This window comes from Brevibacterium litoralis (assembly GCF_040212315.1).
Lineage (GTDB): Bacteria > Actinomycetota > Actinomycetes > Actinomycetales > Brevibacteriaceae > Brevibacterium > Brevibacterium litoralis.
In genome coordinates, this window is the sequence record NZ_JBDIUY010000020.1 from 32,150 (window position 1) to 51,690 (window position 19,541).

Annotated in this window: 18 protein-coding genes; all 18 read right to left on the minus strand. The window is 70.2% G+C overall.

Annotated features, from left to right (window positions below):
* Nucleotides 1–234: 234 nt before the first annotated feature.
* The 18 genes from AAD496_RS07000 to rpe all read right to left on the minus strand — a co-directional run bounded on the left by AAD496_RS07000 (nucleotide 235) and on the right by rpe (nucleotide 19,526).
* Nucleotides 235–1,686 (minus strand): glutamate synthase subunit beta, encoded by a 1,452-nt coding sequence (locus tag AAD496_RS07000; protein WP_349827946.1) that lies wholly within the window; start codon nucleotides 1,684–1,686, stop codon nucleotides 235–237.
* Nucleotides 1,679–6,328: a glutamate synthase large subunit gene (gene gltB / locus AAD496_RS07005; RefSeq protein WP_349827947.1), complete on the minus strand. Its 4,650-nt coding sequence runs from the start codon at nucleotides 6,326–6,328 to the stop codon at nucleotides 1,679–1,681. The genes AAD496_RS07000 and gltB overlap by 8 nt, the downstream gene beginning before the upstream one ends.
* 366 nt (nucleotides 6,329–6,694) lie before the next feature.
* Entirely contained in the window at nucleotides 6,695–7,033 is a 339-nt protein-coding gene (locus tag AAD496_RS07010) for a hypothetical protein (protein WP_349827948.1), read from the minus strand.
* Nucleotides 7,030–7,866, minus strand: a complete 837-nt coding sequence (gene trpA / locus AAD496_RS07015; protein WP_349827949.1) for a tryptophan synthase subunit alpha — start codon at nucleotides 7,864–7,866, stop codon at nucleotides 7,030–7,032. Before trpA ends, AAD496_RS07010 begins: the two co-directional genes overlap by 4 nt.
* Nucleotides 7,863–9,092, minus strand: coding sequence for a tryptophan synthase subunit beta (gene trpB / locus AAD496_RS07020; RefSeq protein ID WP_349827950.1), 1,230 nt, complete (start codon nucleotides 9,090–9,092; stop codon nucleotides 7,863–7,865). Before trpB ends, trpA begins: the two co-directional genes overlap by 4 nt.
* Before the next feature lie 54 nt (nucleotides 9,093–9,146).
* The gene (trpC, locus tag AAD496_RS07025; protein ID WP_349827951.1) at nucleotides 9,147–9,965 is read right to left on the minus strand and encodes an indole-3-glycerol phosphate synthase TrpC; all 819 of its coding nucleotides are present in this window, start codon (nucleotides 9,963–9,965) and stop codon (nucleotides 9,147–9,149) included.
* Entirely contained in the window at nucleotides 9,965–10,237 is a 273-nt protein-coding gene (locus AAD496_RS07030) for an HGxxPAAW family protein (protein WP_349827952.1), read from the minus strand. The genes trpC and AAD496_RS07030 overlap by 1 nt, the downstream gene beginning before the upstream one ends.
* A 96-nt stretch (nucleotides 10,238–10,333) precedes the next feature.
* On the minus strand, nucleotides 10,334–10,897 hold the full coding sequence (locus tag AAD496_RS07035) for a Trp biosynthesis-associated membrane protein (protein ID WP_349827953.1): 564 nt from the start codon (nucleotides 10,895–10,897) through the stop codon (nucleotides 10,334–10,336).
* Complete coding sequence (locus AAD496_RS07040) at nucleotides 10,897–12,456, minus strand: anthranilate synthase component I (RefSeq protein WP_349827954.1); 1,560 nt, start codon at nucleotides 12,454–12,456, stop codon at nucleotides 10,897–10,899. Before AAD496_RS07040 ends, AAD496_RS07035 begins: the two co-directional genes overlap by 1 nt.
* Nucleotides 12,443–12,793 carry a phosphoribosyl-AMP cyclohydrolase gene (hisI, locus tag AAD496_RS07045; protein ID WP_349827955.1) on the minus strand — a complete coding sequence of 117 codons (351 nt, stop codon included), beginning with the start codon at nucleotides 12,791–12,793 and terminating at the stop codon, nucleotides 12,443–12,445. Before hisI ends, AAD496_RS07040 begins: the two co-directional genes overlap by 14 nt.
* Entirely contained in the window at nucleotides 12,790–13,563 is a 774-nt protein-coding gene (gene hisF / locus AAD496_RS07050) for an imidazole glycerol phosphate synthase subunit HisF (RefSeq protein ID WP_349827956.1), read from the minus strand. The genes hisI and hisF overlap by 4 nt, the downstream gene beginning before the upstream one ends.
* Nucleotides 13,564–13,680: 117 nt before the next feature.
* The gene (locus tag AAD496_RS07055) at nucleotides 13,681–15,219 is read right to left on the minus strand and encodes a carboxyl transferase domain-containing protein (RefSeq protein ID WP_349827957.1); all 1,539 of its coding nucleotides are present in this window, start codon (nucleotides 15,217–15,219) and stop codon (nucleotides 13,681–13,683) included.
* The gene (locus tag AAD496_RS07060; protein ID WP_349827958.1) at nucleotides 15,204–16,412 is read right to left on the minus strand and encodes a CaiB/BaiF CoA transferase family protein; all 1,209 of its coding nucleotides are present in this window, start codon (nucleotides 16,410–16,412) and stop codon (nucleotides 15,204–15,206) included. The genes AAD496_RS07055 and AAD496_RS07060 overlap by 16 nt, the downstream gene beginning before the upstream one ends.
* A gap of 29 nt (nucleotides 16,413–16,441) precedes the next feature.
* The gene (locus AAD496_RS07065; protein ID WP_349827959.1) at nucleotides 16,442–16,903 is read right to left on the minus strand and encodes a PH domain-containing protein; all 462 of its coding nucleotides are present in this window, start codon (nucleotides 16,901–16,903) and stop codon (nucleotides 16,442–16,444) included.
* A 49-nt stretch (nucleotides 16,904–16,952) separates the two neighbouring features.
* Complete coding sequence (gene hisG, locus AAD496_RS07070; protein ID WP_349827960.1) at nucleotides 16,953–17,792, minus strand: ATP phosphoribosyltransferase; 840 nt, start codon at nucleotides 17,790–17,792, stop codon at nucleotides 16,953–16,955.
* Nucleotides 17,792–18,055: a phosphoribosyl-ATP diphosphatase gene (locus AAD496_RS07075; protein WP_349827961.1), complete on the minus strand. Its 264-nt coding sequence runs from the start codon at nucleotides 18,053–18,055 to the stop codon at nucleotides 17,792–17,794. The genes hisG and AAD496_RS07075 overlap by 1 nt, the downstream gene beginning before the upstream one ends.
* 82 nt (nucleotides 18,056–18,137) lie before the next feature.
* Complete coding sequence (locus AAD496_RS07080; RefSeq protein WP_349827962.1) at nucleotides 18,138–18,821, minus strand: nicotinamide mononucleotide transporter family protein; 684 nt, start codon at nucleotides 18,819–18,821, stop codon at nucleotides 18,138–18,140.
* Between the two features lie 42 nt (nucleotides 18,822–18,863).
* A complete protein-coding gene (gene rpe, locus AAD496_RS07085) occupies nucleotides 18,864–19,526 on the minus strand; it encodes a ribulose-phosphate 3-epimerase (RefSeq protein WP_349827963.1) in 663 nt (220 codons plus the stop codon).
* Nucleotides 19,527–19,541: the final 15 nt, after the last annotated feature.

Consider the following 19,541-nt stretch of genomic DNA (forward strand, 5'->3'; position numbering starts at 1 on the left):
CGCGGAAAGGGATTCCGGCGTCCGTGGACACCTCTCGGACGCGTCTCGCACCGGCCCGCCCGCAGGCGTCCCGGACCAGGACTCACCTGGGACGACGCTCGTCATCTGCCTGACACGTCCCCGTCACCGCACCGACACTCCCCCGCCCGCGTAAGGCGCCCCGACCGACTCCGGGGGACACGCCGACGGCCGACCTTGCAAGTGGCAGGGTCGGCCGTCGGGGGTGCCGGGTTCTCAGACCGCGAAGGCCTGGTCGGCCGGGCGCACCGGGGTGGGCAGCAGCGTGTTGCCCATGAGGTACGTGTCGATCTCGGCGGCCGCCGCGCGACCCTCCGCGATCGCCCACACGATGAGCGACTGCCCACGGCCGGCGTCACCGGCCACGTACATGCCGGGCACCGAGGTGGAGTAGGTCTTGTCGCGACCGACCGCCCGGTTCTCGAACTCGACGCCGTGCTCGGTGAGTCCCGGGTCCTCGGGACCGGTGAAGCCCATGGCGATGAGCACGAGGTCCGCGGGGATCTCCTGCTCGGTGCCCTCCAGGGGCACGCGCCTGCCGTCGACGAAACCGGTCTCGGCGACCGACAGGGCCCGTACCTGGCCGGTGCCGTCGTCGACGAACTCGACGGTCGAGGCGAGGAACTTCCGCTCGCCGCCCTCCTCGTGGGAGGTCGAGACCTCGAAGACGCGCGGGACCATGGGCCAGGGCTGGTCGTCCGGCCGGGCCTCCGGCGGGCGCTTGCCGATCGCGAGCGTCGTCACCGAGGCGGCCTGCTGCCGCAGGGCGGTGCCCACGCAGTCGGAGCCGGTGTCACCGCCACCGATGACGACCACGTGTTTGCCTTCCGCCGAGATCGCGTCGATCCCGGCGTCCCCGGCGGTCACCTTGTTCGAGGGCGTCAGGTAGTCCATGGCGTACTCGACACCACGCAGACCCCGCCCCGGGATGGGCAGGTCCCGTGGGACCGTCGCGCCGGTGGCGAGCAGCACGGCGTCGAAACGCTCGTCGAGCTCGTCCCAGGTGACGTCGACACCGATCTCCGTGTTCGTGCGGAACCGCGTGCCCTCGGCCTCCATCTGTTCGATGCGCCGGTCGATGTGGTGCTTCTCGAGCTTGAAGTCCGGGATGCCGTACCGGAGCAGCCCACCGATCCGGTCCTCCCGTTCGTAGACGACCACGGTGTGACCGGCCCGGGTGAGCTGCTGGGCGGCCGCGAGTCCGGCGGGACCGGAGCCGACGACGGCCACGGTCTTCCCCGAGATGCGGTCCGGCAGGTAGGGCTCCACGAGTCCTTCGGCGAACCCGCGTTCGATGATCGTCACCTCGACGTTCTTGATGGTGACGGCCGGCTGGTTGATGCCGAGCGTGCAGGCGCTCTCGCAGGGCGCCGGGCAGGCGTGCCCGGTGAACTCCGGGAAGTTGTTCGTCGCGTGGAGGAGTTCGAGCGCACGCGGCAGTTCGTCCTTCCACATCGCGTCGTTCCACTCCGGGATGTAGTTGCCCAGCGGGCAGCCCTGGTGGCAGAACGGGATGCCGCAGTCCATGCAGCGGCTCGCCTGCTTGCGAAACGCGTCCTTGTCCATCTCCGTGTTGATCGCGGAGAAGTCCTGGATGCGCACCGGCACCGGTCGCTTGGGCGGCAGTTCACGTTCCCGGACGGTGAGGAATCCGCGGGGATCAGCCATTGGTAGCCTCCAGGATCTTCTTCCAGGTGTCGTCGCCCTCGGGGTCGGTGCCCGCGGTCGAGGCGCTGTGCTGGATCTCGAGCACCGTCGCGTACTGGACGGGGACGAGCTTGGTGAAACGGGACAGGACGTCCTCGCCGTGGTCGATCTGGTCGACGAGCCACGAGGCGAGGGGGGAGCCGGTGAACTCGACGTGCCGACGCAGCAGCTCCGTGAGCTCCGCGGAGTCCTCGGAGGAGAGCGCGGACAGCGAGAAGTGTCCGGCCTCGCGCTCGGCGACGTTGAGTCGGGCGGGGTTGAAGTCGAGCATGTACGCCGTGCCACCGGACATCCCGGCGGCGAAGTTGCGCCCGGTGGCACCGAGCACGACGGCCACACCACCGGTCATGTACTCCAGACCGTGGTCGCCGATCCCCTCGACGACCGCGCGGGCACCGGAGTTGCGGACGAGGAACCGCTCGCCCACCTGACCGGAGATGAACATGTCACCGCGTGTGGCGCCGTAGCCGATCACGTTGCCGGCGATGACGTTGTCCTCGGGACGGCCCTGCACACCGGGGGCGGTGCGCACGGCGATCCGTCCACCGGACAGGCCCTTGCCGACGTAGTCGTTGGCGTCACCGGTGAGCTCCAGGCTGATGCCGGCCGGCAGGAAGGCCCCGAGCGACTGCCCGGCGTGACCGGTGAGCTTGACGGTGACGGTGCCGTCCGGCAGTTCCTCGGTCCCCAGCGCCTTCGTGACGGTGTGCCCGAGGAGCGTGCCGATCGACCGGTCGACGTTCGTCGCGTGGGCGTCGAGGACGACCGGGGTGCGGTCCTCGAGCGCCGGTGCGAGACCGGCGATGAGCTGCTGGTCGAAGTGCTCCTCGATCCGGTGGTTCTGGCCGGCCCCGTGCTTGCGGACGGCGGCGACCTCCCCGTCGAGCGTACGGGGGACCTCGAGGATCGGGGCGAGATCGAGACCCGCGGCCTTCCAGTGCTCGACGGCTCGCCGGGCGTCGATCCGCTCGACGTGACCGATCGCCTCGTCGAGGCTGCGGAAGCCCAGCTCGGCCAGGTACTCACGCACCTCCTGGGCGATGAACTCGAAGAAATTCACGACGTGGTCGGCCTGCCCGGTGTAGCGCGCACGCAACTCCGGGTTCTGGGTCGCGACCCCGACGGGGCACGTGTCCTTGTGGCACACGCGCATCATGATGCAGCCGGAGACGACGAGCGGTGCGGTGGCGAAACCGTACTCCTCGGCACCGAGCAGCGCGGCCACGATCACGTCGCGACCGGTCTTGAGCTGCCCGTCGGTCTGGACCGAGACGCGCTCGCGCAGACCGTTGAGGATGAGGGTCTGCTGTGCCTCGGCCAGGCCCATCTCCCAGGGGGCACCGGCGTGCTTGAGCGAGTTGAGCGGGCTGGCACCCGTGCCGCCGTCGTGGCCGGACACGAGGATGACGTCCGCACTCGCCTTGGCCACACCGGAGGCGACCGTGCCGATGCCCGTGCTCGCCACGAGCTTCACGTGGACCCGGGCGGACGGGTTGGCCCGCTTGAGGTCGTGGATGAGCTGCGCGAGGTCCTCGATCGAGTAGATGTCGTGGTGCGGCGGCGGGGAGATGAGACCCACACCCGGGGTCGCGTGCCGTGTCCGGGCCACCCACGGGTAGACCTTGGAACCAGGCAGCTGACCGCCCTCACCGGGCTTCGCGCCCTGCGCCATCTTGATCTGGATGTCGTCGGCCTGCGAGAGGTAGAGACTCGTGACACCGAAGCGACCACTCGCCACCTGTTTGATGGCCGAGCGCCGTTCGGGGTCCATGAGGCGTTCGACGTCCTCACCACCCTCACCGGTGTTCGACTTGCCGCCCAGGCGGTTCATCGCGATGGCCAGGGTCTCGTGGGCCTCCTGCGAGATGGAGCCGTAGCTCATCGCGCCGGTGGAGAACCGCTTGACGATCTCGCTCACCGGCTCGACCTCGTCGATCGGGACGGGGCCCTGATCGCCGGGTGTGAGGTCGAAGAGACCGCGTAGCGTCATGAGGCGCTCGGACTGGTCGTCCACGCGCTGCGTGTACTGCTTGAAGATGTCGTACTGCCGCGTCCGCGTGGAGTGCTGCAGCTTGAACACCGACTCCGGGTCGAACAGGTGCGGCGGGCCCTCGCGGCGCCACTGGTACTCGCCACCGATCTCGAGCGCCCGGTCGGCGACGGGCGGGTGGTCCTGCGGGTAGGCGTCGGAGTGCCGGGCCTCGACCTCGCGGGCCACACCCTCGATCCCGGTGCCCTCGAGCTGGGAGATCGTGCCGGTGAAGTACTTGTCGACGAAGGACCTGGCCAGTCCGATCGCCTCGAAGGTCTGGGCACCGTGGTACGACTGCACCGTCGAGATGCCCATCTTCGACATGATCTTGAGCAGACCCTTGCCGAGTCCCGTGAGCAGGTTCTTCACGGCCTGGGCCTCGGTGACGTCGCCGAGGCGTCCCTCCCGGGCCATGAGCTCGGCGGTCTCCATCGCCAGGTACGGGTTCACCGCGGAGGCGCCGTAGGCGATGAGGGTCGCGACGTGGTGGACCTCGCGGACGTCACCGGCCTCGACGACGAAGGACACACGTGTACGGGCCCGTTCGCGGACGAGGTGCTGGTGGAGCGCCGAGGTGAGCAGCAGCGAGGGGATCGGAGCGAACTCCGCGTTGGAGCCGCGGTCGGAGAGGACGAGGACACGGGCTCCGTCGGCGACGGCACGCGAGGCCTCGGTGCACAGTTCCTCGAGCTTGCGCGCCAGGGCCACACCGTGGTCGTCGGCCACCGGCCGGTAGACACCGCGCAGCACATGGGCCGGACGACGGGACGTGCTGCCCATCCGCTTCCCGGTGATGTGCATGATCTTCGACAACTGGTCGTTGTCGATGACCGGGTAGGGCAGGCGGATCTGCCGGGCGTGACGTTCCTTGGCGTCGAGCAGATTGCGCTGCCCGCCGACACCGATCGACAGGCTGGTGACGAGCTCCTCCCGGATCGCGTCGAGCGGCGGGTTCGTCACCTGGGCGAAGTTCTGCACGAAGTAGTCGAACAGCAGACGCGGACGGTCGGAGAAGGCCGCGATCGGGGTGTCGGACCCCATGGCTCCCAGCGGCTCCGCACCGGCCTCGGCCATCGGACCGATGAGCAGGCGGAGGTCCTCCTCGGTGTACCCGAAGGTCCGCTGCCGGCGCTTGACCGAGGACTGCGGGGCGATGATGTGCTCGCGCTCGGGCAGGTCGGTGAGCTCGATGGCGTTCTCGGACAGCCAGGTGCCGTAGGGCTCCTCCTCGGCCAGCTGCGCCTTGATCTCCGTGTCGGAGATGATCCGTTCGGCCTCGGTGTCGACGAGGAACATGCGGCCGGGCTTGAGCCGCCCGCGTTTGACGATCCGCTCGTTGGGCAGGTCGACGACGCCGACCTCCGAGGCGAGGACGACGAGGTCGTCGGTCATGACGTACCGGGCCGGGCGCAGACCGTTGCGGTCGAGCACGGCTCCGGCCACGCGACCGTCGGTGAAGGACACGCAGGCCGGTCCGTCCCAGGGCTCCATGAGGTGCGAGTGGTAGCGGTAGAAGGCGCGGCGCTGCTCCGACATGTGGGTGTCGTTCTGCCATGCCTCGGGGATCATCATCATGACCGCGTGCGGCAGGGACCGCCCGGACATGGTGAGGAGCTCGAGCACCTCGTCGAAGGAGGCGGAGTCGGACCCGATGTCGGAGACGATCGGGAACAGACGCGACAGGTCGCGGTTCGACCCGTCGGAGTACGGGGAGGCCAGCAGCTCGTTCGACAGCTGGGACTCCCGCGCGCGCATCCAGTTCCGGTTGCCGCGGACGGTGTTGATCTCACCGTTGTGGGCGATGAAGCGGAAGGGCTGGGACAGCGGCCAGGACGGGAAGGTGTTCGTCGAGAACCGCGAGTGGACGAGCGCGATCCGCGAGGTGAACCGCGGGTCCTGGAGATCCGGATAGAAGGGCTCGACCTGGGCGGTCGTGAGCATGCCCTTGTACACGATCGTCCGCGAGGACAGCGAGGGGAAGTACACCCCGGAGTGCTCGGCGCGCTTGCGGGTGGCGAAGGCACGACGGTCGAGGACCTGCCGCGGGGTCCGACCGTGCTCATCGGTGTCGCCGGGGACCTTGGGGTCGACGGCGAGGAACACCTGGGAGAAGAGCGGCATGATGGCCCGGGCACTGCGGCCCACGACGTCCGGGACGACCGGCACGTCGCGCCAACCGATGACGACCAGGCCCTCCTCCCCGGCGAGCGACTCGACCAGGCGCCGCCCCCGGGCCGGGGACTGCGGATCGAGGAAGGCGGTGCCGACGGCGTACTCACCGGGCTCCGGGAGTTCGAAGTTCACGACCTCGCGGAAGAAGGCGTCGGGCACCTGGACGTTGATGCCGGCACCGTCGCCGGTCCCCTCGTCACCGCCCACCGCACCACGGTGTTCCATGTTCCGCAGCGCGACCAGCGCCTGTTCCACGACCTCGTGGTCGGCCTCGCCGCGGTAGCGGACGATCATGGCCAGACCACAGGCGTCGTGTTCCGTTCCGGGGTCGTAGAGTCCCTGCGCGGAGGCAGGACGACCGTCGGACGGCAGTCGTGTGGGCATGTCGGAGGAGCTCATGGCACCGCCCTTCACCTGTTGCTTTCGTTCGGACAAGGTCTGCGTGGGCACTCACTGCCCGACGTAGAGGGCGGACGGCGCTGTCATCACCCTGCGTGTGGCGGCGTCACCAGCGAAATCGCCTGTGCTCCGCGTCACGGTCATGCCACTATACACGTGCAGGTCATCACATGCCGCGTCGTCCGAAAAGCAAGACATGTCACCCGGGTGTCCCCTGCGTTTCGACCCGATGACGTTTCGCCCGGTGGCATCTGCACAACCGGCGGGTGCCCGGCGCGTCCACGCTACGACGACGCCCCCGGCGGAAAGACGGGGGCGTGACATGGGGTGGAACGGAAGCGCAGGAGAAGGGCTCCGCCGGGTGGATCAGGACCTCTGCGGATCATCCGGGGAGTCACCCGGGGCCCGTCCGGAGCCGTCGACCTGCGGGACGATCCGCAGTGTCGAGGTCTGGGCACCCCACACACCGAAGGACCGTTGCGAGGGGGTGGGCACGTCGCGGTCGACGTCCCGGCCCGCCCAGTCCGCTCCGTGCCCGGAGTCCGCTCCCGAGGCGCTCCGGACCGGGGCCACGGACGTGCCCTCCGGGACGAGCGGGACCCGACGGGCCCGCGTGCGCCGCACGAGGACGACGACCACGAGGAGCATCGCCACCACGAGGAGGACGGCGAGGCATCCGAGCACGATGACCGGGGTGGATGTCACTCGGCGTCGACACCCTCTCCGCGGACGTCCCCGCCCCGTACACCCGTAGCGAGTTCGGCGGTCAGCGCACGGACGCCCGCGACCCCGTCCGACTCCAGGGTCCGGACGAGGGCCGAACCGACGATCACACCGTCGGCGTAGGCGGCGACCTCGGCCGCCTGGGCCCGGTTCGAGACACCGAGGCCCACACAGACGTGCTCCGCACCGGCGGCGCGGACACGCTCGACGAGTTCCCGCGCATGCGAGTCGACCGCCGCGCGGGTGCCGGTGACACCCATCGTCGAGGCGGCGTAGACGAAACCGCGGGAGGTCCCCGCGATGAGGGCCAGCCGCTCCTCGGTCGAGGAGGGTGCGGCGAGGAAGACCCGGTCGAGACCGTGCTCCTCGGCCGCGGCGATCCAGCGACCGGCCTCGTCGGGGATGAGGTCCGGCGTGATGATCCCGGCCCCGCCGGCAACGGCGAGGTCGCGGGCGAAGTCCTCGATGCCGTACTGGACGACGATGTTCCAGTAGGTCATGACGACGGCGCATCCACCTGCCTCGGTGACCGCGCGGACGGCTTCGAAGAGGTCCCGGGTCCGGGCACCCGCATTGAGCGCCACCTCGTCGGCGTGCTGGATGACGGGGCCGTCGAGCCCCGGATCGGAGTACGGCATGCCGACCTCGACGATGTCGGCACCGCTTTCGACGAGCGCGACCATCGCTTCGATGGAGGTCGGGACGTCTGGGAAACCGATGGGCAGGTAACCGATGAGCGCGGCCTCACGTCCGGCGGCCGTCGCCGCATCGATCGCTGCGGACGTGCTCCGCGGATTCGGGTTCGCGGTACTCATACCTGCGTCGCTCCTTCGTCCATGTAGCCGAACCACGTGGCCGCGGTCGTCATGTCCTTGTCCCCCCGGCCGGAGAGGTTGACGAGGACGATCGCGTCCTCGCCCAGCTCCTTGCCCACGCGCAGCGCGCCGGCGAGACCGTGGGCGGACTCGATGGCCGGGATGATGCCCTCGGTCCGGGCGAGCAGACGGAAGGCCTCCATCGCCTCGTGGTCCTCGACCGGCTGGTACTCGGCGCGCCCGGACTCGTACAGGTGCGAGTGCTCGGCACCGACGGAGGGGTAGTCGAGCCCGGCGGACACCGAGTGGGAGCCGAGGGTCTGACCGTCCTCGTCCTGCAGGACGTAGGTGGCCGAGCCGTGGAGCACACCGGGGCGGCCCCCGGAGAAGCGGGCGGCGTGACGACCGGAGTCGATGCCCTCGCCACCGGCCTCGAAACCGTAGAGGCGCACCGCGGAGTCGGAGAGGAAGGCGGAGAAGATCCCGATCGCGTTCGAACCGCCGCCCACGCAGGCGCACACGGCATCGGGCAGGCGCCCGGTCATGTCCTGGATCTGGGCGCGTGCCTCGTCGCCGATGTCACGCTGGAAGCTGCGGACCATGGCCGGGAACGGGTGCGGGCCCGCGGCGGTGCCGATGATGTAGTGGGTGGTCTCCACGTTCGCCACCCAGTCACGGCTCGCCTCGTTCATGGCGTCCTTGAGCGTGCGGGTGCCGTTCGTCACCGAGTGGACGGTCGCCCCGAGCAAACGCATGCGGGCGACGTTGAGCGCCTGGCGCTGCGTGTCCTCCTCGCCCATGTAGACCACGCACTCCATGTCGAGGAGCGCGGCGGCCGTGGCGGCGGCGACACCGTGCTGACCGGCCCCGGTCTCCGCGATCACGCGGGTCTTGCCCATCCGCTTGGCGAGCAGGGCCTGACCGAGGGCGTTGTTGATCTTGTGGCTGCCGGTGTGGTTGAGGTCCTCCCGCTTGAGGAACACCCGTGCTCCCCCGGCGTGCGCGGCGAACCGCGGCACCTCGGTGAGGAGACTGGGCCGACCCACGTACTCCTTCTTGAGCCGGTCGTGCTCGGCGCGGAACTGGGCGTCGACCCGCGACTTCAGCCACACCTCCTCGATCTCCTCGAGGGCGGGGATCAGTGCCTCGGGGAAGTACCGGCCCCCGAAGTCCCCGAAATAGGGACCCAGGGGTTCCGTCCCGTCGGCCAGGTAGTTCTCGGTCATCCGTGGCGTCCGTTTCTGGGGTGAGGAATGGTTCTCAGGGGAGCGCGGGAGCGATCAGGCCTGCGCGGCCGCGGTACCCGCCGCCCGCCGGATCGCGGTCCCGGCGGCGGTGAAGTCCGCGACGTTCCGGCGAGGCGCCCCACCGGTGACGAGTACCTCGCCGACGAGGGCCAGATCGGCACCCGCCCGCGCGTAGTCCTCGACCTCGTGCAGCGACTTCACACCGGACTCCGCGACCAGCGTCGAGCCCGCGGGGCAGAGCTCGGCGAGCGGTGCGAACCGCGCGGTGTCGACCGTGAGGTCCTTGAGGTTCCGGGTGTTCACGCCGATGAGCGGGGCGTCGATCGCGGCGGCCGCGGCGACCTCCTCGGGCGTGTGCGCCTCGACGAGGGCCGTCATGCCGAGTGCGGTGACGAGCTCGTGGTACTCGGCCAGCTGCGCCGCGGACAGGGCGGCGACGATGAGGAGCACGAGGTCGGCCCCGTGCGCCCGGGCCTCGTGGATCTGGTACTCGGTGACGACGAAGTCCTTGCGCAGCAGCGGCACGTCCACGGCCGCCCGGACCGCGTCGAGGTCGTCGAGGGAACCGTGGAACCGGCGCTCCTCCGTGAGGACGCTGATCGCGGCGGCTCCCCCGGCGGCGTACTCGCGGGCGAGGTCCGCGGGGTCCGGGATGTCGGCGAGGGCACCGGCCGAGGGCGAGGCGCGCTTGACCTCGGAGATCACCCCGAAGGACCCGGCCGCCCGGGGCAGGAAGGGCAGCGCCGGGGCCGCGTCTGCGGCCCGGGAGGCGATGTCCCGGTCCCCGATACGCGCACGGCGTGCGGCGAGATCCTCGCGCACGCCGTCCACGATCCCGTCGAGGACGGTCATCAGTGGTGACCCTTGGCACCCATACCGGGCACCTTGGAGAGGATGAGACCGAGGACCGGACCACCGATCCAGCCGGCGGCACCGACGATGAGCATGAGCATGTTGTCGCCCATGAGGTTGAAGACCGTCGCCACCGTCGAGGCGATGAGGATGATCGTCACGGCGATCCAGGCGGCCGGCGAATGACCGTGACCCGGGTCCTGGATGGCCTCGTAGTCGATGCTCGCGCGGTCGAGGTCGGGCGCCACGCTACGAACGGTGATCTCGCTCATTGTTCTCCTTCGTACGAAAAGTCCACGATCATTCTGCCATGGCCGGGGCCGCGGTCTCGACATCGGGCTGTCCTGTTCCCACGGGCCGAGAACGCCTCATCGGCGGGTGGGGTCGTCACCGCGGGTGAGGTCGTCCCATGCCCGGGTCGGGTCGATGTCGTCATCGTCCTCGGCGGCCTCGGAGGAACCGGCGGCCGGTTCCGTGTGGTTCACCTCGTACCGCGAGGCCCGCTCGGTCCAGGAGTTCCCGGACAGACCCACGGAGACGGCCCCTCCGGCGGCGAGCAGTCCCGCGAGGATCCCGAGGGCCGGCCACGGCGAACCCGCGCCACCGGCCAGCGTCGTGACGCCGAGGACCGCGTACCCGAGTCCGCAGGCGGCGACGAGTCCGCACACCACCCAGCGGCCCACCCGGCCGAGCATGACGACGAGGAGCGCCCCGACGCCCGTGACCGCCGCACAGGCGGTGAGCACACTCGTGAGGGCCGAGTCCGAGGCGCCCGATCCTCGCGGCCGTGTCGACGTCACCTCGGCGACCCCGGGGATGTCCCGGGAAGGGTCGGCGGTCGCCGGGACCCAGTCCTGACTCGCGATCGCCCACAGCACACCGGCAAGGGCGAGGAGCAGGAGCACGGCGCGGGTCCGGGTGAGGGTGCGCATCAGGAGTGCGCCTCCCCGGATCCGCCCGGGGTCCGGAGTGTCGGGGCGGCCGCAGCGGCACGCAGGACGGCGGCGGCCTTCGTCCGGGTCTCCTCGTACTCGGTCTCCGGGACCGAGTCCGCGACGATCCCGGCTCCGGCACTCACGGTGATCGCACCGGGACGCATGATGCCGGTGCGGATGGCGATCGCCACGTCGAGGTCGCCGGTGAAGGACAGGTACCCGACCACTCCCCCGTAGACACCACGGGCCACGGGTTCGAGTTCGTCGATGATCTGCAACGCACTGGGCTTCGGGGCACCGGAGAGGGTCCCGGCCGGGAAGGTCGCGGCGACGACGTCGACACCGTCGACCCCGTCGTCGAGAACGCCGGTGACGGTCGAGACGATGTGCATGATGTGCGAGTACCGCTCCAGTTCCATGAACTGGACGACGTCGACGGTGCCCGGGCGGGCGATCTTCGCCAGATCGTTGCGCGCGAGATCGACGAGCATGAGGTGCTCGGCGCGTTCCTTCTCATCGGCCAGCAACTCGCGACCGAGCGCGGCGTCCTCGGCGGGCGTGGCGCCTCGGGGGCGGGACCCGGCGATGGGATGGGTGGTGACGGTGCCGTCGGTGACGGTCACGAGTGCCTCGGGCGAGGATCCTACGACGGTGAGCGGACGTCCGTCGGGGGTCGGCACGTCGAGCAGGTACATGTACGGGCTCGGGTTCGTCGCGCGCAGGATCCGGTAGACGTCGAGGGGTTCCGCGTCGACGGGCGAGTCGAACCGCTGGCCGAGGACGACCTGGAAGATGTCGCCGTCGACGATCCGTTCCTTGGCCGTGCGCACGGAGGCGAGGTAGTCCTCGGCGTGGGTACGCGGCTTGACCTCGGGCTCCGGGGCGTCGTGGACGGCGATCGAGGGTGTGAGGGGTCGCAGGAGGTCCGCGACCATCGCCTCCAGGCGGGCGACACCGGCCGCGTGGGCCTCGTCGACGCCGGCGTCCGTGCCGTTGACGTTGAACACGTTGGCCACGAGCGTGAGCCGGGAGGTGTAGTGGTCGAAGATCGCGACATCACCGGGGATCGAGAGGCTGAGTTCCGGGACGACGTCCTCCGGCAGAGGGCCCTGGCCGAGGGTCTCGAACCGCCGGACGGTGTCCCAGCCCAGGTAGCCGACGAGCGAGGAGATCATGGGCGGCAGGTCCGCCGTCGGCCGGTCGATCGCGAAGGCGGCGAGCGTCGCGCGGACCGCGGCGAGGGGGTCACCCTCGGTCGGCAGGCCCGCCGGGACGGTGCCGAGCCAGTGCAGCCGCCCGTCGACCTCCGTGAGGGTGGCCAGAGGGTTACGCCCGACGAAGGAGTAGCGCGCCCAGGCGCCCTCGGAGGCGGACTCGAAGAGGAAACTGCCGGGCCGGCCCGCACCGAGCTTGCGGTAGACGCTCAGCGGGGTCTCCTCGTCGGCGAGCACCGTCGTGTGCACGGGCACGAGGCGGTGGTCGGCGGCCAGGTCCCGGAAGGTCGCGACGTCGGGGGTGATGTGCAGACCGGTGTCGGCGTGATCAGACGAGGCCATCGAGGTCCCTTCCGGAGAAGCAGGTGGGCGTGTTCGTGTGGCAGGCCGGGCCCGTCTGGTCGACCTCGTAGAGGACCGTGTCCGCGTCGCAGTCGAGCGCGACCCGGCGGACGCGCTGGGTGTGCCCGGAGGTCTCCCCCTTCACCCAGTACTCGCCCCGGGACCGGGACCAGTAGGTCGCCTTCCCGGTGGCCAGCGTGCGGCGCAGCGCCTCCTCGTCGGCCCAGGCGAGCATGAGCACCTCCCGGCTCGTGTACTCCTGCACGACGACCGGCACCAGACCCTCGGTGTCGGTCTTCAGCGAGGAGAGGTTCGGCGTGGAGTCGGACGCGCTCATCGGACCACGATCCCCTCGGCCCGCAGGGCCTCCTTGACGTCGGCGATCGTGAACTCCCGGAAATGGAAGACACTCGCGGCGAGCACGGCGTCGGCACCGGAGTGGACGGCCGGGGCGAAGTGGTCGACGGAACCGGCACCGCCGGAGGCGATGAGCGGGACGTCGACGACCGCGCGGGCCGCCCGGATGAGTTCGAGGTCGAACCCGGCCTTCGTCCCGTCGGCGTCGACACTGTTGAGGAGGATCTCCCCGGCGCCGAGTTCCGCCGCACGGGCCACCCACTCGATCGCGTCGATCCCGGTGCCCCTGCGACCGCCGTGCGTGGTGACCTCGAAGCCGGAGGCCGTCGGTTCCTGGCCCTCCGGCACCCGACGGGCGTCGAGGGAGAGGGTGAGCACCTGGTTGCCGAAGCGGTGGGCGATCTCCCGGACGAGTTCCGGGCGGGCGACGGCGGCAGTGTTGACCCCCACCTTGTCGGCCCCGGCCCGCAGCAGCCGGTCGACGTCCTCGACGGAGCGGACCCCGCCGCCGACGGTGAGCGGCACGAAGACCTGCTCCGCACAGTGGGCGACCATGTCGTAGGTCGTCTCCCGGTCACCGCTCGACGCGGTGATGTCGAGGAAGGTGAGCTCGTCGGCCCCCTCCGCCCCGTACCGGGCGGCCAGTTCCACCGGGTCCCCGGCGTCCCGCAGACCGGTGAAGTTCACGCCCTTGACGACACGTCCCGCGTCGACGTCCAGGCAGGGGATGACCCGTACGGCCACCGTCATGTGAGGCCCACTCTTTCTCTCGTGTCAGTGTTCTCTTGAAATCACGGTGCTCTTGTGAGGTCCCTGTGCTTTCGTGAAATCACAGAGCTGTGGTGAGATCACAGTGCTCTCGTGACCTCACAGCCCGAGCGCGCGGTACCGGTCGATCCGCCGGTGGTGCCGACGGGTGGCGGGCTGCCGCATGAGCGCGATGATCTCGTGTTCGAGGGTAGTCGACACCCGCCGCACGAATTCCACCGGCTCCGCCGTCGCGTCGGGTTCCTCCGCGATCACCCGGTCGACCACGCCGTTCACCGCCAGCGCCGCGGCGTGGACCCCCTGTTGCTGCGCCATCTCGGCGGCGTGCGCGGTGTCCCGGTGCACGATCGCCGAGGCGCCCTCCGGTGGCAGCGGGGAGAGCCACCCGTTCTGCGCCGTGAGCACCCGGTCGGTCGGGATGAGCGCCAGCGCACCGCCGCCACTGCCCTCCCCGAGGATGAGCGAGACGGTCGGGGCCTTGAGCGAGACGAGGTCCGCGAGCGACCGCGCGATCTCCCCGGCCATACCCCGTTCCTCCGCGCTCTGCGAGAGAGCGGCACCCGGGGTGTCGATGACGGTGACGAGCGGGACACCCAGCCCCTGGGCCAGCGCCATGCCGCGGCGGGCCTCCCGGAGGGCCGCCGGGCCCATCGGTTCGCCGGTGCGCTGTCGCAGACGATCCTGCCCGAGCACGATGCACGGGGCCGTCCCGAACCGGGCCAGGGCCAGCAGGAGCCCCTGGTCCTTCTCCCCCTCACCGGTCCCCGAGAGCGGCAGGACGCCGGTGGCTCCGTGGCGGAGGAGCTCCCGCACCCCGGGCCGCTCCGGGTTCCGGGAGGCGGTGATGACGTCCCAGGCGGTCTGCGTCGCCAGGACGGAGGCGGCCGGGGCGGTGTCGGTGTCCGGGACGGGATCGGGCACCTCGCGCGCGCCGAGGAGCACGTCGAGGACCTTGTGCACGGTCTCGGCGATCCGTTCGGGGCCGATGACGGCGTCGACGATGCCCTTGCGGTGCAGGTTCTCGCCGGTCTGGACGCCTTCCGGGAAGGGCTCGCCGTAGAGCTGTTCGTAGACGCGGGGACCGAGGAAGCCGATGAGCGCCCCGGGTTCGGCCACCGTGAAGTGTCCGAGGGATCCCCAGGAGGCGAACACACCGCCGGTCGTGGGATGCCGCAGGTAGACGAGGAAGGGCAGCCCGGCTTTCTTGTGCTCGACGACGGCCGCCGCGATCTTCACCATCGAGAGGAACGCGACGGTGCCCTCCTGCATCCGGGTGCCGCCGGAGGCCGGACCCGCGAGGATCGGCAGACCCTCGGCGGTCGCCCGTTCGACGGCGGCGACCAGGCGCTCGGCCGCGGCCACACCGATGCTCCCGGCGAGGAACCGGAACTCACAGGCGATGACGGCCACCCGCCGACCCCGGACGAGGCCGGAACCGGTGACGACCGCCTCGTCGACGCCGGACTTCTCCTTCGCCGCGGCGAGATCCGCCGCGTATTCCGCGGAGACACCCGCGCCGGGCACCACCGGGGTGCCGTCCCAGGACTCGAAGGTGCCCGGGTCGACGACGAGCTCGATGAGCTCGCGGGCGTCGAGTCGCCGGGTTTTGTTCCCCGCGGCCATCAGTCGGCCAGCCATTCGCGGATGACGGCCTCGTGTTCACCGAGCAACGGCGGGGCCTGGTGACGTGTCACGGTCGTCTCCCGTTCGCCGGAGCCGTCGACGTCGAAGAATCGCAGGGGCGGTCCGGGCAGGTCGATGTCACCGAGGACCGGGTGGTCGACGGAGACCTTGAGGCCCTGGGAGAGCGCCTGCTCCCACTCGTAGACCTCCGGCAGGGTGCGGACGATGCCACCGGGGATCCCGGCCTCCGACAGCTTGGCGAGCAGTTCCTCGGCGCCGTAGGCGGAGAACCGGTCCTCGATGAGTGCGGTGACGGCCGCCCGGTCCTCGACGCGGGCCGTGTTCGTCTCCATCCCCGGGGTGGCCGGGTCGATGTCGAAGGCCGCACAGAACTTCTGCCACAGGTTCTCGTTGCCCACCGAGATCTGCACCGCGCCGCCGCGGCACAGGAACATGCCGTAGGGCGAGAGCGAGGGGTGGTGGTTGCCGCCGGGCTGTGGGTTCTCCCCGGCCACGGTCGCCCGGGTGCCCTGGAAGGCGTGGACGCCGACCATCCCGGCGATGAGCGAAGTGCGCACGACCTTGCCCTTCCCGGTGCGGTTCCGCTCGACGAGGGCCGCGAGCACACCGACGACACCGTGGATGCCGCCCAGGAGGTCCGCGATCGGGACACCGACCTTGTAGTAGTCCCCGGGCTCCGCGCCGGTGAGCGACATGAGGCCGGCCTCGCCCTGCGCGATCTGGTCGTACCCGGCGCGCGAGGCCTCCGGACCGTCGTGGCCGAACCCGGTGATCGAGAGGATCACGAGGCGCGGGTTGATCTCGTGGAGCCGCGTTGTCGAGAAGCCCAGGCGGTCGAGCACTCCCCCACGGAAGTTCTCCACCAGCACGTCCGCCCGCTCGACGAGCGCGGTGAGGGTCGCGACCCCGTCCGCGGACTTCAGGTCGAGGCCGATCGACTCCTTGTTGCGGTTGCACGAGAAGAAGTAGGTGGCCTGCGGGTCGTCCTCGGGCCCGACGAAGGGTGGGCCCCAGCTGCGGGTGTCGTCACCACCGGTGGGGTTCTCCACCTTGATGACACGGGCGCCGAGGTCACCGAACATCTGACCGGCGTGGGGGCCTGCCAGGGCACGGGACAGGTCGACGACGGTGTGACCTGCCAAGGAGCCTGCGGTTGGAGGGTTGTCGGGGAGCTGCGAGTCGGTCATGCGCCCGAGTGTAGGGGACGCCTCGGACATCATTCGGTGGGTTCCGTGTACCGGTCGAGCAGGCCCTGGAAAGTCCGGTACGCCCGGTCGGCGTACTCCCCGTCCCCCGCCTGGATCGCGTGGACCTGCCGGGTCGTCCCGTCGGACAGGTCGACCTGTGCCCAGGCCTCACCGGCCTGCGGGAGGAACCGGACGGCGATCACCTGGTTCCAGTCGAGACGGTAGGACCCCAGCACGTTGTGGACCCGTAGACCCGTGGGGTCGGCGACGACCCGGACCGCGGAGAACCGGTACAGACCGGCGGCGAACAGCAGCCCGATGGCGAGCAGCCACCACGTGTCGCGGCCGGCGACCCAGGGCGCCCAGTCGACGACGAAGAGGGCCACGGCGAGCACCCCGAAGGCCACGAGGACGATCCCGGCCAGCACAAGACACAACACCCGCAGGAACCGGGGACGGAGGACCACGGTCTCTGCGGGTGGGGTGTTCATCGGAAGTGCGGTGCCGGTGCCGAGGGTAGGGTGCCTCGACGGCGGGGACTCAGATCCGGCAGGAGGCCAGCGCGGTGACGAGGATGGCGCGGGCACCGGCCTCGTGCAGGCGGTCCATGACGCGGTGGGACTCCTTGCGGCTCACGAGCGAGCGGACGGCCAGCCACGCGGGGTCCTGCATGTCGGAGACCGTGGGGCTCTCGAAGCCCGGGGTCAGCGCGATCGCCTTCTCCAGGTCGTCCTTGCGGATGTCGTAGTCGATGAGCACGTAGTCACGGGCGACGATGACGCTCTCCAGGCGGCTCTTGAGGACCCGTGCCTTGTCCGGCACCGAGCCCTGGGCGATGAGCACGCCCTCGGAGTACATGATCGGCTCGCCGAAGGTCTCCAGGCCGGCCAGGCGCAGCGTGGTGCCGGTCTCGACGACGTCGGCGATCGCGTGGGCGACGCCGAGTTCGATCGACACCTCGACGGCACCGTCGAGCTTCACCGTCGTCGCGTCGATCCCGCGGGCGGCGAGATCGGCCTCGACGAGGCGCGGGTAGCTGGTGGCGATCGTCTTCCCGGCGAGCTCGGCCGGGTCGGAGAAGTCACCGGCGGGCCCGGCGTAATGGAAGCGGGACTTCCCGAAGCCCAGGCTCATGACCTCGGTCGCGTCCGCCCCGGACTCGCCCAGGAGGTCGCGGCCGGTGATACCGATGTCGAGGATGCCGCGGCCCACGTAGATCGCGATGTCACGGGGCCGGAGGTAGAAGAACTCCACCTCGTTGTCGATGTCGCGGTGGACGAGGGTCTTGGCGGAGGAGCGCAGCGAGTAGCCGGCCTCCCGGAGCATGGTGGTGGCCGCCTCGGAGAGGGCGCCCTTGTTGGGGATGGCGACGCGCAGCATCAGAGAACCTCGTAGATGTCGTCAAGGGTGAGTCCACGCGCGATCATCATGACCTGCAGGTGGTAGATGGCCTGGGAGATCTCCTCGGCCAGTTCGGCGTCCGTCTGGTACTCGGCGGCCATCCAGACCTCGGCCGCCTCCTCGACGACCTTCTTGCCGATGTGATGGACCCCGCCGTCCAGTTCGGCCACGGTCGCGGAACCCTCGGGGCGGGTCGCGGCCTTCTCGGACAGTTCGGCGAACAGGTCTTCGAAAGTCTTCACGAGGGTCGAGAATAGTACGGACCCCCGGTCCTGCGAGAACCGGGGGCCGTGATGTGTCGGAGTGTGGACGGTGGGAAATGTCTCAGGCCGGGTTCGACCCGGTCACCTCCGTCGCGCCCGTCACCTCCGTCGCCCGGGTGGCCGGGTGGGAGATCCGTTGCTTCGACTTCTTCGCCCAGTCGACGATCCCGACGATCACCATGACGAGGAAGATGAGGTACACGATCGCGGAGAACACGAGCCCGCCGGAGAAGGCGAGCGGGATGCCCACGAGGTCGACGGCCAACCACACGAACCAGAACTCGACGATCGCACGGCCCTGGGCGTACATGGCCACGAGGGACCCGATGAAGATGTAGGCGTCGGGGTACGGGTTCCACGACCAGCCACCGAGCGCGAGCACGTACCCGAACCCGGCGGTGCCGACGAGCACCGCGGCCAGCAGCGCCAGCCGCTCCTTCCACGTCGCCCACCGGATCGCGATCTCACCCTCGTTCTCCCGGGCCTTCTTCCACATGGCCCAGCCCCAGATCGCCGCGACGACGATGACGACCTGGCGTGAGGCGTTACCGCCCAGTCCCGCGGAGACGCTCGCCGAGAACAACAGGATCGACCCGAGGATCTGCACTGGCCACGACAGGATGTTCCGCCGCAGCGCGAGGAACACCGTGCCGATCGCACAGATGTTCCCGAGGAAGTCCGACCACGGCACGGGATTGCCGAGGAGGGTGAAGATGGGCGCGTTGAGCCACGCGATGAGTTCCACTGCGGGTGTGGCCTTTCCGGATGGGGGTGGTGCGGGGGTGGGTCAGTGCGCGTGCGCGGCGGCCTGCGTGCGCAGGTCCTCGATCGCGACGGCAGGGTTCTGGGCACCGTAGACGGCGGACCCGGCGACGAGGACGTTGGCGCCGGCGTCGACCACGCGCTCGACGGTGCTCGCCGACACACCCCCGTCGACCTGGAGCTTGATGTCGAGGCCGGACTCGCTGATGGCCTTCCGGGCACGCGTGATCTTCGGCAGGCAGACGTCCAGGAACTTCTGCCCGCCGAAACCGGGCTCCACCGTCATGATGAGCACCTGGTCGAACTCGCCGAGCAGGTCGATGTACGGCTCGATCGGGGTCGCGGGCTTGAGCGCGATCGAGGCCTTCGCCCCGAGCTTGCGGATCTCCCGGGCCAGACGCACCGGGGCGGCGGCCGCCTCGGCGTGGAAGGTGACGGACGCGCAGCCCATCTCCGCGTAGACGGGGGCGTTGCGGTCCGCCTCGGCGATCATGAGGTGCGCGTCGATCGGGACCGGGGAGACGGCGAGGATCCGCTCGACCACGGGCGGCCCGAAGGTGAGGTTCGGGACGAAGTGGTTGTCCATGACGTCCACGTGCGCCATGTCGGCGGTGGCGATCTTCGCCAGCTCACCGCGGAAGTCGGAGAAGTCGCAGGACAGGATGCTCGGATTGATCTCGATGCTCACCGGACCAGTCTACGA

Coding starts and splice junctions, on each gene's coding strand:
- AAD496_RS07000 (WP_349827946.1), bottom strand. CDS start 1,686: ATGGCTGATCCCCGCGGATTCCTCACCGTCCGGGAACGTGAACTGCCG.
- AAD496_RS07035 (WP_349827953.1), bottom strand. CDS start 10,897: ATGCGCACCCTCACCCGGACCCGCGCCGTGCTCCTGCTCCTCGCCCTT.
- trpB (WP_349827950.1), bottom strand. CDS start 9,092: ATGACCGAGAACTACCTGGCCGACGGGACGGAACCCCTGGGTCCCTAT.
- AAD496_RS07030 (WP_349827952.1), bottom strand. CDS start 10,237: ATGAGCGAGATCACCGTTCGTAGCGTGGCGCCCGACCTCGACCGCGCG.
- AAD496_RS07040 (WP_349827954.1), bottom strand. CDS start 12,456: ATGGCCTCGTCTGATCACGCCGACACCGGTCTGCACATCACCCCCGAC.
- hisF (WP_349827956.1), bottom strand. CDS start 13,563: ATGACGGTGGCCGTACGGGTCATCCCCTGCCTGGACGTCGACGCGGGA.
- trpC (WP_349827951.1), bottom strand. CDS start 9,965: ATGACCGTCCTCGACGGGATCGTGGACGGCGTGCGCGAGGATCTCGCC.
- AAD496_RS07055 (WP_349827957.1), bottom strand. CDS start 15,219: ATGGCTGGCCGACTGATGGCCGCGGGGAACAAAACCCGGCGACTCGAC.
- hisG (WP_349827960.1), bottom strand. CDS start 17,792: ATGCTGCGCGTCGCCATCCCCAACAAGGGCGCCCTCTCCGAGGCGGCC.
- trpA (WP_349827949.1), bottom strand. CDS start 7,866: ATGAGTACCGCGAACCCGAATCCGCGGAGCACGTCCGCAGCGATCGAT.
- AAD496_RS07060 (WP_349827958.1), bottom strand. CDS start 16,412: ATGACCGACTCGCAGCTCCCCGACAACCCTCCAACCGCAGGCTCCTTG.
- hisI (WP_349827955.1), bottom strand. CDS start 12,793: ATGAGCGCGTCCGACTCCACGCCGAACCTCTCCTCGCTGAAGACCGAC.
- gltB (WP_349827947.1), bottom strand. CDS start 6,328: ATGAGCTCCTCCGACATGCCCACACGACTGCCGTCCGACGGTCGTCCT.
- AAD496_RS07065 (WP_349827959.1), bottom strand. CDS start 16,903: ATGAACACCCCACCCGCAGAGACCGTGGTCCTCCGTCCCCGGTTCCTG.